Origin of the sequence: Paenibacillus sp. FSL L8-0663, assembly GCF_038008125.1 — a bacterium.
Classification (GTDB): Bacteria; Bacillota; Bacilli; order Paenibacillales; family Paenibacillaceae; genus Paenibacillus; species Paenibacillus polymyxa_D.
Genome location: NZ_JBBOYM010000001.1, coordinates 2,358,649 through 2,372,409, shown reverse-complemented (window position 1 = coordinate 2,372,409; position 13,761 = coordinate 2,358,649). Strand labels below are relative to the sequence as shown.

Here is a 13,761-nt window from a genome sequence, read left to right as displayed (position 1 = left end):
TTTGAAAGGCTTTATTACAGTGGTTATTCTTTGTTTATGGAGACTATAACACCTTTGTTTTAATTTGAAAATAAGTAATACAAAAATAATCAAAAATAAATTTTAATTTTCATCCATCTGTAATCTGTGTACATTAATCAAAAGCCGCGCCGGGATCAGGTTATGAGAACCTTTTCCGGCACGGCCTTTTGGTAGGTAAATCACTTCATTCAAGCATATTACTACAAATCGAATACGCTCCGTCCAAAGAAAGACTACTCAGGGAATATCAAGTCGTTTTTTAACGACTGCTGGTACCCCTGCAGCCATGGTAAAGCTGGGTATATCATCTTTAACAAAGGCACCTCCACCTATCATAGACCAACAACCAATGTGACATCTCTCCCGTACCGAGACACCGACGCCGATATAGGCCCCCTCATCTATGGTTACGTTACCTGCCAGATTCACGCCAGGGGCTATGGTTATATAATCGCCAATAACCGCATCATGACTCACGTTAACACTCCGATTGATAATCACATGCTGTCCGATCTTAATATTGTCCGACAGGACAGCCCCTTCAAAGATCATACTTCCCTCTCCAATGGTGTTTCTTCGAGACAAACGAACACGCGGATGTATTAGCGGGGCTGCGATACGAAATCCCGATTGAATTGTATGATAAGCGAATCGTTTCTTTAATGCTGGGTCACCCACTCCCGCACATATCAGTTCCACCTCATATTTTAACGCTTTAATGTCGGTCAACGTCCCCAGTACAGGAACCCCATTTACGATCTGCCCTTTCGTCTCAGGCCGTTCGTCTAAGAATCCTATCACTCGAACTCCTAACTCTTCACATAACCAGTTAATTTCCCTGGCATGTCCGCCCGATCCCCAAATCACGAGTTTCCTCATCTGGCTGTCTCTCTTCCCAAGCTTCTTAGAACATTTACAATTCTTCGAACGATAATCTCATCCAGTTCCTCCCACAAGGGCAGGCTGACAATATGTTTGGTAATATGCTCGGTAACATGAAGAGTAGACCGGGGATAACTTTGGAACTGCTTCTGCTGATGGCACGCCGGAGAAAAATAGGTTCTGGCTTCTATTGAATTAGAGGCTAATAACTTAACGACCTCTTGATTCGTGTGTGAATCCGGACTAAGAATAGGGATAAATTGATGGACAACCGATCCTTGTGTTTTTTGTACAGACCATCCTCGTTCTAATAAGTCTGCTTGGAGCAGTTCTTGAAGATAATATTCGTAGATCGTCCTTCTATTCTCCCGTACAGTTTTGAAGTGATCGAGAGTAGCTAAAGCGATAGCAGCGGTATACTCGGATATCTTACTGTTAAGACCTTGGGTGACAGACTCCCTGCTGCTGGAGAAACCGAAATTCCCCGCCTGACGAATTCGCTTAATGAGATCCTGGTCCAAACTGTATACCAATCCACCCTCTCCGATACCAAAAGATTTGGTGGCATGAAAGCTGAATACTACGGCCCCTCCAAAGCCTTTACCAAAATGGGTGGCTTCCTCGGGAGATATAGTCCCAAAACTGGCAGCAGCATCAATGACTACCGGAATTCCTTGCTCCTGCAGCTTATTGTATACAGACAAATCAATGGCTGTACCGAAAGTGGCATAAGGAACGATTACCGCAATCTCATCTCCCAGCAGCTTGACTGCCTGCTCTAACTGCTCCCTATTCATTTGCCAATTCTCCGGTTCAATGTCAAGGAAATAGGGTTCTAACCCGCACCACTCAGCAGCAAGTGGGGTGGCAGCAAAAGTAAAACTTGGCATAACTGCATATTTGCCCTGTGGTCGCTTGCTGTGAGCGATAGCCAAAATCAAGCCGATGGTAGCGTTACTAACAGTCACAGCCGAACCGATTCCATTAAACACTTGCGCAATGACCCGCTCTTCAAACAGGTTATTTAAGGGGCCATAATTGGAGTAAATTCGCGTCTCTTCTATTTTCTCAAAATTAGCAATAAATCGTTCCTTTTTTACTAAACTAGGTCGTAAGAAGGGAATTTCAAACATAAGCCAAGCCTCCTTTGCACATGGGATGAGCAAGTTAGGATTCCAATGTTTTTAATATCATTTCAATTCGCTTGATATCTGCAACAAATTGTGGACGGCCTTTTATACGTTCATGATAAGAATGAAGTGCAGTTTTAAACAAATCGTTGGTATCAAGAAATCCATCATCTCTCGAGGCAATCATAATATCTAACCATTCCGTGAACGCATTTTGACCAAGCGTTTGATTATTTTGATTGGGATGTATTCGAAAATAGCTTAGCGCTTCAGGAATATAAACTGCTTTTCCTTTGGATAGTAAGTTCAACCAGGAAGCTAAATCATTAAGAAGAGAATACTGTTTCCCTTTATAAACTCCAAACCGTTCGATAAGATCTGTTTTTTTGAAAAACACTGTTGTAGGTTCACCAATCACATTTAAACAACGAGTTAATGCAACGTTTGCCAACATTCTTCCGTCCATTATCCTTGTTTCTTCGTATAACTTTTCCGTTGCATAGAGCGGTGGGAGAATAGCCCCTAATTCATTCATGGTTTGCCGATACGAGGTAACCAGTGTGATGTTTTCAAAATTTTCAAAAAAATAGAGCATCCTTGCTATTTTTTCTTTATGAAACATATCGTCATCCATCAAGTAATTGATATATTCACCTGATGCCAAATCAAAACATTTATGCCAATTTCCAAGAAAAAGATTTTTATCATTTTTATAATATTTAACTTGGGGAAAAGAATCTAAATAAGAATCAATCATTTCTTGTACTTCATTCGTTGTACTGTCATCACAGATAATAATTTCGATGTTCGGGTAAGTTTGTTCCAATACACTGTCGATGGCGATTTTTAGTGTATGCGGCCGGTTATATGCAGGTATAACTACACTTACTAATGGGCATTCCACACTTACTCCACCTTTCTTTAATGCTTCGGTGTTTACGACGGAGGTTTCAAACGGTTTATTCGCTATGTTCATATGGGCTGGTATTTTTCTCACATCCCCGAACACATACACATACATATATACTACTGGGAAATAAAATGATGCCAGGAAAATGGTTGTTTCAATAAAAACAATAGCTTACGTCTGAACGGCACCTCCCTCTCGTTGATGTTCGAAACTGGTAAAGGGGAATGATCATGTCATTGAATTTCACTCCGCTACTGACAACTCATTTATTTGTATCGAAGAAGGTTTTAAAGGATCATGTAAAAGAATTGATAGATAGATTGGAAGAAAATAACATTACAATAAACTTGTATGAGGCTGATCAGCCACTTATAGACAATAGCCTCCAAAAACCTCGGGTTTACGTCTCGATCGGAGAAGAGTGGGGAGAATTTTCAGCACTAAAAGCATTGCCTGGTCACGAAAAAAAACGCTGGTTACACTTCCAATCACCTGACGAAATTCAACCTATGCATTTATTTTTCTGCTGGCTTAAGGCAACAGATCCTCTTCCGGAGAATAGAACGATTCCTCCTACACATTTTTCTTCAAACACACCTTTAATATCCGTCTTTACTGCCAGCTACAGATCAAAGGAAAAAATTCAACGACCTTATCAATCTTTATTGAAGCAGACCTACAAGAACTGGGAATGGGTAATCGTGGATGATTCCGGTGATGAAGATGAAACGTACAAGGAGTATTTACTCCCTTTAGAGGATCACCGTGTGCGGAGATATCGCCAGGATTCCCGCAATGGTTATATAGGGGCTATCAAAAGGTTTGCAGCAGGTCTATGTACAGGGGAAATTTTGGTAGAAGTCGATCATGATGATGAGCTAACTCCTGACTGCCTGGAGAAAATCGTCAAAGCATTTCAACAAAACCCTGACTGTGGCTTTGTTTATGGGGATTGTGCTGAAGTGTATGCAGGGAGCAATCATGCACATTGGTATGGCTGGGATTGTGGCTTTGGCTACAGTGTTCATTATCGAGTCTGGCTGCATGAAATGAACAGATGGCAAAATGTACAAAAACATACGACCATTAATGGCAAAACCATTCGACATTTGGTCGGTTTACCCAATCATCCCCGTGCGTGGACAAGGGACTGTTATCATCTGATCGGGGGACATCGCAATGAACTACTGGTTGCAGATGATTACGATATGCTGGTCCGGACGTTTCTTTGCACTAAATTTGCAAACATCCCCGATTTGATATATATCCAATATCGTAACGAACATGGGAATAACACTACATTCCTAAGAAATAAGCAGATTCAGGTTCTTGTAGGGGAACTAAATAGATGCTATTTTCAAAGGATACAAATGAGACTGAAAGAACTCGATTTACCACAGCAATTGCCTTATCGTCGTATATGGGAGACTTCTACGGATGATCCTGCCCGGAAATCTGCTCACGTTATTCAAGAAGATACTTCTAAATTCTCGATATTGTTCCCTATCCCCCATTCCTGTCCTGAAATAGAGCACACCCAATTAATTAAAACGCTCCAAAAGGGCATTGAAAACAACTTTAGGAAGATCGAAATTGTGGTTGTAGGTCGAATTCCATCAGAAATCGAAACCTATGCCTCCAAAGCTCCCAGGGGAGCCATACGATGGTGGCCTATGGAGCCAAATGATTCATTAGAAACTTGTATTCAATATGGAAAATTTATTGCGTCCTGCAAAGAGAAAGTGGTTGTGTTGCCGTAAATTACAACAAGGCTGATTAGAATATTAGCCAACAATTATTTTCCAATACCTTTGTCGAAGTCTCTCTGAATCATTTCCATGAGACTTCGACAAAGGTTTTTTTTGTTACAGCAGGACTGCAAACATGAACTTAAGACAAAAAAAGAACCCAAAAGTTATAAATAACTTTTGAGTCCTCTAAATATACCTTGACCTTAAGCTGGTCCTTGGTCACCTTGCGGTCCTTGAACACCCTGAGGGCCTTGGTCGCCTTGCACGCCTTGAACTCCTTGAGGTCCTTGGTCGCCTTGGACGCCTTGAACTCCCTGAGGGCCTTGGTCGCCTTGCGGTCCTTGAACACCCTGAGGGCCTTGGTCACCTTGCACGCCTTGAACTCCTTGAGGTCCTTGGTCGCCTTGCACGCCTTGAACTCCTTGAGGTCCTTGGTCGCCTTGTACGCCCTGAGGGCCTTGATCGCCTTGAACACCCTGAGGGCCTTGATCGCCTTGGACTCCTTGAGGTCCTTGGTCTCCTTGTACGCCTTGAACTCCCTGAGGGCCTTGATCGCCTTGGACTCCTTGAGGTCCCTGATCGCCTTGGACTCCTTGAGGTCCTTGGTCTCCTTGTACGCCCTGAACACCCTGAGGTCCTTGGTCACCTTGGACGCCTTGAACACCTTGAGGTCCTTGGTCACCTTGCACGCCTTGAACTCCTTGAGGTCCTTGGTCACCTTGTGGTCCTTGAGGTCCTTGGTCGCCTTGCACGCCTTGAACACCCTGAGGTCCTTGGTCGCCTTGGGCTCCTTGAACACCCTGAGGTCCTTGGTCACCTTGGACGCCTTGAACACCTTGAGGTCCTTGGTCGCCTTGCACGCCTTGAACGCCTTGAGGTCCTTGGTCACCTTGGTCGCCCTGAACACCCTGAGGTCCTTGGTCACCTTGTACGCCCTGAACACCCTGAGGTCCTTGGTCGCCTTGCACGCCTTGAACTCCTTGAGGTCCTTGGTCACCTTGAACGCCCTGAACACCCTGAGGTCCTTGGTCGCCTTGCACGCCTTGAACTCCTTGAGGTCCTTGGTCTCCTTGTGGTCCTTGAACTCCTTGAGGTCCTTGGTCGCCTTGCACGCCTTGAACACCCTGAGGTCCTTGGTCGCCTTGGGCTCCTTGAACACCCTGAGGTCCTTGGTCACCTTGGACGCCTTGAACACCTTGAGGTCCTTGGTCGCCTTGCACGCCTTGAACGCCTTGAGGTCCTTGGTCACCTTGGGCTCCCTGAACACCCTGAGGTCCTTGGTCACCTTGAACTCCCTGAGGTCCTTGGTCGCCCTGAACACCCTGAGGTCCTTGGTCGCCTTGTACGCCCTGAACACCCTGAGGTCCTTGATCGCCTTGGACTCCTTGAGGTCCTTGTTCGCCTTGGACTCCTTGAACTCCCTGAGGTCCTTGGTCACCTTGTACGCCCTGAGGTCCTTGGTCGCCTTGAACTCCTTGAACTCCCTGAGGGCCTTGGTCACCTTGCACGCCTTGAACTCCTTGAGGTCCTTGGTCGCCTTGCACGCCTTGAACTCCTTGAGGTCCTTGGTCGCCTTGTACGCCCTGAGGGCCTTGATCGCCTTGAACACCCTGAGGTCCTTGGTCACCTTGGACGCCTTGAACACCTTGAGGTCCTTGGTCGCCTTGCACGCCTTGAACGCCTTGAGGTCCTTGGTCGCCTTGAGCGCCCTGAGGTCCTTGGTCGCCCTGAACACCCTGAGGTCCTTGGTCACCTTGTACGCCCTGAACACCCTGAGGTCCTTGGTCGCCTTGCACGCCTTGAACTCCTTGAGGTCCTTGGTCACCTTGAACGCCCTGAACACCCTGAGGTCCTTGGTCGCCTTGCACGCCTTGAACTCCTTGAGGTCCTTGGTCTCCTTGTGGTCCTTGAACTCCTTGAGGTCCTTGGTCGCCTTGCACGCCTTGAACACCCTGAGGTCCTTGGTCGCCTTGGGCTCCTTGAACACCCTGAGGTCCTTGGTCACCTTGGACGCCTTGAACACCTTGAGGTCCTTGGTCGCCTTGCACGCCTTGAACGCCTTGAGGTCCTTGGTCACCTTGGGCTCCCTGAACACCCTGAGGTCCTTGGTCACCTTGAACTCCCTGAGGTCCTTGGTCGCCCTGAACACCCTGAGGTCCTTGGTCGCCTTGTACGCCCTGAACACCCTGAGGTCCTTGATCGCCTTGGACTCCTTGAGGTCCTTGTTCGCCTTGGACTCCTTGAACTCCCTGAGGTCCTTGGTCACCTTGTACGCCCTGAGGTCCTTGGTCGCCTTGAACTCCTTGAACACCCTGTGGTCCTTGGTCGCCTTGAACACCTTGAACTCCTTGAGGTCCTTGGTCGCCTTGCACGCCTTGAACTCCTTGAGGTCCTTGATCGCCTTGGACTCCTTGAGGTCCTTGATCACCTTGGGCTCCTTGAACTCCTTGAGGTCCTTGATCGCCTTGGGCTCCTTGAACTCCTTGAGGTCCTTGGTCACCTTGAACGCCCTGAACACCCTGAGGTCCTTGGTCGCCTTGAACGCCCTGAGGTCCTTGGTCGCCTTGAACGCCCTGAGGTCCTTGGTCGCCTTGGGCTCCTTGAACACCCTGAGGTCCTTGGTCACCTTGGACGCCTTGAACACCCTGAGGTCCTTGGTCGCCTTGGACTCCTTGAACACCCTGAGGTCCTTGGTCGCCTTGGACTCCTTGTACGCCCTGAGGTCCTTGGTCGCCTTGAACGCCCTGAGGTCCTTGATCGCCTTGGACTCCCTGAGGTCCTTGGTCACCTTGGTCGCCTTGAACACCCTGTGGTCCTTGGTCGCCTTGGGCTCCCTGAACTCCCTGTGGTCCTTGGTCACCTTGGTCGCCTTGAACACCCTGAGGTCCTTGGTCGCCTTGAGCGCCCTGAGGTCCTTGGACGCCTTGAACTCCTTGAGGTCCTTGGTCACCTTGGACGCCTTGAACTCCCTGAGGTCCTTGGTCACCTTGGACGCCTTGAACACCCTGAGGTCCTTGGTCGCCTTGGACTCCTTGAACTCCCTGAGGTCCTTGGTCACCTTGAACTCCCTGAGGTCCTTGGTCGCCTTGAACTCCCTGAGGTCCTTGGTCGCCTTGAGCGCCCTGAGGTCCTTGGTCACCTTGGACTCCTTGAGGGCCTTGATCACCTTGAACTCCCTGAGGTCCTTGGTCACCTTGAACACCCTGAGGTCCTTGGTCACCTTGGGCTCCTTGATCGCCTTGGGCTCCTTGAACACCCTGAGGTCCTTGGTCGCCTTGCACGCCTTGAACTCCCTGAGGTCCTTGATCGCCTTGCACGCCTTGAACTCCTTGAGGTCCTTGATCGCCTTGGGCTCCTTGAGGTCCTTGGTCGCCTTGCACGCCTTGAACTCCTTGAGGTCCTTGGTCGCCTTGCACGCCTTGAACACCCTGAGGTCCTTGGTCGCCTTGAACTCCCTGAGGTCCTTGATCGCCTTGGGCTCCTTGAACTCCTTGAGGTCCTTGATCACCTTGGGCTCCTTGGGCTCCTTGAGGTCCTTGGTCACCTTGAGCACCCTGAACACCCTGAGGTCCTTGGTCGCCTTGCACGCCTTGAACTCCCTGAGGTCCTTGGTCGCCTTGAACTCCCTGAGGTCCTTGGTCGCCTTGGGCTCCCTGAACTCCCTGTGGTCCTTGGTCACCTTGGTCGCCTTGAACACCCTGTGGTCCTTGGTCGCCTTGGACGCCTTGAGGTCCTTGATCACCTTGGGCTCCTTGAACTCCTTGAGGTCCTTGATCGCCTTGGGCTCCTTGAACTCCTTGAGGTCCTTGGTCGCCTTGGACTCCTTGAACTCCCTGTGGTCCTTGGTCGCCTTGAACACCCTGAGGTCCTTGGACGCCTTGATCGGTTCCTAAAAGTTCATCAGATACTAACCGATGCGCAGGTACTAATTGCCCCAATGCATCTTTACCCCAAACAGAAATTTGAGTTTCATTCACTGCTGGTCCGCTTGTGGTAAACACGAATTCAAATGCGTCTAAATTTGCAAAGAAATTCCTAGTTATAACCGCATTTGGTCCCACTACAACTAGTTGTTGTACATATACTGTTCTACTGCCGTTTAAAATAAAACCCTCGATCAAAACAGTAGAAGAATTTACAGAATCTCGGTTATCTATTTTTACTGTGACCAGTTGGGTGGGTCTGACTCCTAGAACAGGATCGTTTGCAATGGGTCCAGTAGATAATACTGCCATTTAGATATTCCCTCCTTTCTAGTAAAAGCAAGCTTTTCTTGTAAACAATGAGGTCTTTCTCAAGATCATGTTCCCTCTATTTTATTTCTAAAACATGTGATATGATTGTGGCTTTACCTCTGTGCATTTGTTGAGTTTTAAGACTCTAACTGCTCATCCGCAACAATACGCTGAGCACCAATGATTGTACCACTCCCGTTTTTTCCCCAAACAGAAATATCAGTACTTTCTTCTGCCAAACCGCTTGTGGTAAAAACGAATTCATATGCGTCGAAGTTCGCTAGATAATTTCTCGTAACAACTGCATTGGGGGCTAAAGCTATTTGTTCTAGTACATGTAATGTTCGTAAACCATTTAAAATGAATCCCTGAATTAATATTGTTGAAGAATTGACTAAGTCACGGTTTACCATTTTAACAGTGACCTGTTGGATCGGCCTGACCCCACCAACAGGACTGTTCTCAATAGGACCAGTTGTTAATATTGCCATTAAGTTAACGCCTCCTTTACTGGTTATTAACAATAACTCCATGCAATCAAGTAAAATACTAGGACGAAAATAGAAAAGGAACCTGGAGTTCCCATGTATTATATTAATAATTTGTTAGATATGATTGTTTGTTTACCCATTAAAAAACAAGATATTATTTATTCTGTCATTCGGTCCGATCGAGCCTCAAACTACTCGTTGTTCTCAAGTTTTGGAAATCTCCTAATTCTCTCTCAAGGAAAGGAAATGAAAGATTTGCCCCTTCCTATATCATTCCAAACCATAAAAAAAGCACCCTAAGAGAAAGGGGTGCCCTCATCCTTGTTACAAATACCACTTGCGTCATGCTACAACACTCTTACAGATTTGTTTTTTAAATCCTCAAATTGTTCCTGCTTTTGTTTCTCATTCCATAAATAATGAAACCCCCATCGATTTGCGGTATCCCCTTCTCGCAGCTCTTGCTTCAAAGCTGAAAACCGTGAGTTAATATAGTCAAAACCCAAATATTTATAAATTACTTAAATATGTTAGCAAGCTTTGATTTCACTATTTGACTAGCATCAAATTTACTTTTTATCTTATTGGAACCATTTTTTCCAACAATCAACGCTTCTTCAAAGTGATCCTGGATCCAAAACAACCTCTCAGAAATTGCGTACCCGTTAGGTTCAACTTCAAAATAATCCTTTCCTTCCTCAAGAATAAATCTATCATTTCGGGGGTTTGTCGTAACAAGTACACATCCTGTCGATATCGCATCAACGGCAGCCGTAGTTGGAAAACCATCTAAAGCAAATCGATCCGGAACACTGCAATTTAGAAATATATGAGTTCTTTCGTACACTGACTTTAACTCTTCAGGGGAAAGTAGGCCATAGAATGTATAATTCTTATTTTTCAATAGAAGTAATTGATCTTCCCAATCACCAATTAGATTAAGATGAAAATCATCCGTAAGTCGATTAAATGCATCTGCCATAATGGGGAAACCTTTTCTAATGGCATTAAAAGCACAGAATGTTAACTGTATAGGCACTTCAACTTTCTTCTGTTTGAATGTATATAAGTCGGTATTAATCACAACGGGATAATAAATACTTCCAACAATCGATTCCATAACTTCATTGATGTTTGTAAATACGGTCGAACAATGCTGTCCTGCAATGGAAAGAAACTCTTTTTTTGTCCATGGATCCAGTCCGCCACCAGGGTACAAGGTAGCATGAAGATTAATATTTCGGTCATCTAAGAATGGCTTAATATTTAGATTAGGATTTGCTCCTGGCAAATAACTTCCATCCGGAAGAAAGCCATGCCCAAGCAAACTAAGTGTTAAATTTAAGAAAACACAATATACATCTGTAACCCCCTCAGACACTGCAACTTTCATAAAATCAGAAAAAGGATAAACTTTAGAAGGAAAATAATCATCATTAGGTTCAGTTGCAAAGAACAAAGTATCAGGCCTTTGCTCGAATATATTAAAGTTCTCCCAATATCGAAAACCACTTAGCTTCCATGGAAACTTCGTATCAATTACTGCAAGACGTCGGTTAGTATGCGATTGAATTTGCTGACTAAATATTTCCATACTTTCACCCTTTCTTAAGTTGCTGCTCCCTAAAGCTGTACACCACAGGCGTTTCCCGTATACATATGTGGCTACAATGGCCGATGTTCTAGTACAGGATAGCTGAATCATTCCTACGGTTAGAAAAGCTTCTTAAATTTGTAAGGCTTCCGCTGGTTCGCAAGCAGGTGATCCTGTGGCAGGAACGGCGGGTTCGTCAGGCTGGGAGTGTTTGGACTTCCGGCTGCCACTCTCACCATTCATCATATAATTCTTTAGCTCAATTCATCCCACCAAACTTTTGAACAATAATTTTTTGTGATGAACAACGGCAGCGAATACACGAATTCCAAGCACCGTCATATCCGCTGATTAGGTTGAGGTTTGATCGGACCGATTGACTGAATAAATGTCTAAATTTTGTGGGTAAACAAACAATCATATCTAACAAATTATTAACTCAACTTTCGCACCTAGAAAATCAGCCTAACCCCTTGAGTGAGTAAGGAAAAATCGAATAAATTTTTCCGTATTGACAAAAAACACCTTACTTGTTTGGTATCATGGAAGTGTCAAATCAACCATGCCAACAAGAAAGGTGCGTAACTTTATGTTACAACAACATTCCATGTCTGAATAGACTCGCTTTTCCAACATTTTCGCAACCCTCCAAATGGAGAAATTCTTACAAATTGTGGGGATTTCTAAGTCTTTTAGCTTACCTAGTCCCGCAGTTTTCCAAATCGTCTTCTCACTGGTTTTTGAAGGGTGGCTTTATAACATCCCTGCAGGTAAAGCAGTATGCCTCCCATCAGAATGGAGCGGACACGTTCTGAGAGTTGTACGATCCCCATAACAAAGCCTTTTCACCCTACGGCAGCTATCTAATCAACAGCTACTGTCACGCGTGGAGCTGGACCCCAACCTATTTGATTCGTAAATATAAGCTTTAAAATATAATAAGGCCATGCCAGATCAGGTTATGAGAACCTTTTTCAGCACGGCCTTATGGTTTGACCAACTAATCGTCTGTTCGCATTACTTTGGCTAGCAGCTCATACGAGCGCAGGCGCGCTTGATGGTCATATACCTGAGAGGTTGTAATCAGCTCATTGGCTCTAGTCTGGTCTATAATCCAATCTATCTTTTGCTTGACGGTGTCAGGACTGCCAATGGCTGAATACCCCAGCATATTACCACGAACCGCCTCCTTTTCCTGCTCACTCCAGAGTTTCTCCATGTCATCAACTGGTGGCTTCAGTCCTCCGCTGTGCCCGCGCAGCACATTTAGAAACTGTTGTTCTTGTGATGTAAAGAGCCTTTTCGCTTCCTCATCAGAATCTGCAACAAGCACATTAACACCGACCATCACATAGGGCTTATCCAGTGCTTTAGATGGTCGAAAATTGCGATGATACAACTCTAAAGCCTGTAGCAAATGAGCCGGGGCAAAGTGGCTGGCGAACGCGAACGGCAACCCAAGCTGACCTGCCAGCTGTGCGCTGAATCCGCTTGATCCCAGTAACCAGATGGGAATGTCCAGCCCTTCTCCAGGAACCGCTCTTACTCCCGGAACTGCTCCGCTTAGCGCTGGATTCAGGTAAGAACGCAGCTCATTCAATTGCTCGGGGAAATCTTCCCCAGTACTATGAAGCCCTCGCCGCAGTGCCCTCATCGCGGGTTGATCCGTGCCTGGAGCACGGCCAAGTCCCAGATCAATTCGTCCCGGATAGAGCGACTCTAATGTTCCAAACTGCTCCGCAATCATGAGTGGAGCATGGTTCGCCAGCATAATACCGCCTGAACCGACCCGAATCTTGTTTGTATGTGCAGCTACATGCCCGATGATCACGGACGTAGCTGCACTAGCAACTGCCTGCATGTTATGATGCTCCGTTAGCCAGTACCGATGGTACCCCCATTGTTCTGCATGCTGGGCAAGATCCACCGTGTCGCGGAAGGAATCGGCAGGAGTGCCGCCTTCAATGACAGGTGCAAGATCTAATATAGATAGTGCAACGTTCCGCGTAGTCATTATATATAAACCCCCTGTCAATATATTATTATACGTATTTCCCTCAACGCCTTAATTCTTTGACCTATCAATTGATACGTCAATTATAATAATGTGTCCCGTTATGAATTGCAAATGATTTAAATTTTTAGTTTTTATCAAAAATCAGTTTACTTTTATGATAAGCTCATCTATTATGCAAATATGTGGATAATGGTTATCCACATTAGCCTGGTTATAAATATTGAGGTGATTGCTAGTGCATATGAAAACAGGTGTCGAACAATCTGTCTACGCTCTTCTTCTACTCACGATGCTGCCGGACAAAGCTGTTTTACCTGGGGAGGCCATTAGCCAGCAGTTAGGTGCTTCACCTACTTATTTTCATAAACTGTTACGAAAATTGGTTAGCTCCGATTTGATTACTTCTGTACCTGGTGTCAAGGGCGGGTTCAAATTAAAGAAAAAACCTGAGGATATACGGGTATTTGATATTTACCTAGCGATTGAGGGACAACAAACCCTTTATTCTTCCAGTGGTATATACAACGAAATGCTTGAATTAAAGAAAGACGATCAGTGTTGTTTACTGACAAATTTGATGGAAGAAGCGGAAGCCTCCTGGAAGGCCGTTCTGAAAAGGGAAACCATCGCGTCACTATCCGCTGACTTTTTTAAAGAAGGATATGATGCCAAAATTACTTCTTTGGAGAACTGGATTCAGGAAAAAATGGTCTTGTAAAGAACACTAATT

At 45.6% G+C, this 13,761-nt stretch carries 9 protein-coding genes; 2 read left to right on the top strand and 7 right to left on the bottom strand.

The window, feature by feature from the left end; translation table 11 throughout:
• Nucleotides 1-258: 258 nt before the first annotated feature.
• Genes MKY75_RS10915 through MKY75_RS10905 form a run of 3 tightly spaced genes read right to left on the bottom strand, consistent with a single transcriptional unit; the run spans nt 259 to nt 2,937 of the window.
• A complete protein-coding gene (locus MKY75_RS10915) occupies nt 259-900 on the bottom strand; it encodes an acetyltransferase (protein WP_039275128.1) in 642 nt (213 codons plus the stop codon).
• Nucleotides 897-2,036, bottom strand: coding sequence for a DegT/DnrJ/EryC1/StrS family aminotransferase (locus tag MKY75_RS10910; protein WP_029518454.1), 1,140 nt, complete (start codon nt 2,034-2,036; stop codon nt 897-899). The genes MKY75_RS10915 and MKY75_RS10910 overlap by 4 nt, the downstream gene beginning before the upstream one ends.
• Nucleotides 2,037-2,070: 34 nt before the next feature.
• Nucleotides 2,071-2,937 carry a glycosyltransferase family 2 protein gene (locus MKY75_RS10905; RefSeq protein WP_029518455.1) on the bottom strand — a complete coding sequence of 289 codons (867 nt, stop codon included), beginning with the start codon at nt 2,935-2,937 and terminating at the stop codon, nt 2,071-2,073.
• Nucleotides 2,938-3,173: 236 nt separating this feature from the next.
• Between MKY75_RS10905 and MKY75_RS10900 the strand changes: the two genes are divergently transcribed.
• Nucleotides 3,174-4,703 (top strand): glycosyltransferase, encoded by a 1,530-nt coding sequence (locus MKY75_RS10900; protein WP_340885245.1) that lies wholly within the window; start codon nt 3,174-3,176, stop codon nt 4,701-4,703.
• A 130-nt stretch (nt 4,704-4,833) separates the two neighbouring features.
• Here MKY75_RS10900 and MKY75_RS10895 read toward each other — a convergent pair whose 3' ends face one another.
• The 4 genes from MKY75_RS10895 to MKY75_RS10880 form a co-directional block, all read right to left on the bottom strand.
• The gene (locus MKY75_RS10895) at nt 4,834-8,553 is read right to left on the bottom strand and encodes a BspA family leucine-rich repeat surface protein (RefSeq protein ID WP_340885244.1); all 3,720 of its coding nucleotides are present in this window, start codon (nt 8,551-8,553) and stop codon (nt 4,834-4,836) included.
• A 513-nt stretch (nt 8,554-9,066) separates the two neighbouring features.
• The gene (locus tag MKY75_RS10890) at nt 9,067-9,420 is read right to left on the bottom strand and encodes a hypothetical protein (RefSeq protein WP_029519178.1); all 354 of its coding nucleotides are present in this window, start codon (nt 9,418-9,420) and stop codon (nt 9,067-9,069) included.
• A 517-nt stretch (nt 9,421-9,937) separates the two neighbouring features.
• Nucleotides 9,938-11,014 carry a glycosyltransferase gene (locus tag MKY75_RS10885; RefSeq protein WP_340885242.1) on the bottom strand — a complete coding sequence of 359 codons (1,077 nt, stop codon included), beginning with the start codon at nt 11,012-11,014 and terminating at the stop codon, nt 9,938-9,940.
• A gap of 1,000 nt (nt 11,015-12,014) precedes the next feature.
• A complete protein-coding gene (locus MKY75_RS10880; protein ID WP_029519174.1) occupies nt 12,015-13,028 on the bottom strand; it encodes an LLM class flavin-dependent oxidoreductase in 1,014 nt (337 codons plus the stop codon).
• A gap of 244 nt (nt 13,029-13,272) precedes the next feature.
• Between MKY75_RS10880 and MKY75_RS10875 the strand changes: the two genes are divergently transcribed.
• Nucleotides 13,273-13,749 carry an Rrf2 family transcriptional regulator gene (locus MKY75_RS10875; RefSeq protein WP_080658677.1) on the top strand — a complete coding sequence of 159 codons (477 nt, stop codon included), beginning with the start codon at nt 13,273-13,275 and terminating at the stop codon, nt 13,747-13,749.
• The last annotated feature ends 12 nt before the right edge of the window (nt 13,750-13,761 follow it).

Bases quoted from the DNA above. Each gene is read 5' to 3' on its own strand.
- MKY75_RS10875 (WP_080658677.1), top strand. From the start codon at position 13,273: ATGAAAACAGGTGTCGAACAATCTGTCTACGCTCTTCTTCTACTCACG.
- MKY75_RS10880 (WP_029519174.1), bottom strand. From the start codon at position 13,028: ATGACTACGCGGAACGTTGCACTATCTATATTAGATCTTGCACCTGTC.
- MKY75_RS10885 (WP_340885242.1), bottom strand. From the start codon at position 11,014: ATGGAAATATTTAGTCAGCAAATTCAATCGCATACTAACCGACGTCTT.
- MKY75_RS10910 (WP_029518454.1), bottom strand. From the start codon at position 2,036: ATGTTTGAAATTCCCTTCTTACGACCTAGTTTAGTAAAAAAGGAACGA.
- MKY75_RS10915 (WP_039275128.1), bottom strand. From the start codon at position 900: ATGAGGAAACTCGTGATTTGGGGATCGGGCGGACATGCCAGGGAAATT.
- MKY75_RS10890 (WP_029519178.1), bottom strand. From the start codon at position 9,420: ATGGCAATATTAACAACTGGTCCTATTGAGAACAGTCCTGTTGGTGGG.
- MKY75_RS10900 (WP_340885245.1), top strand. From the start codon at position 3,174: ATGTCATTGAATTTCACTCCGCTACTGACAACTCATTTATTTGTATCG.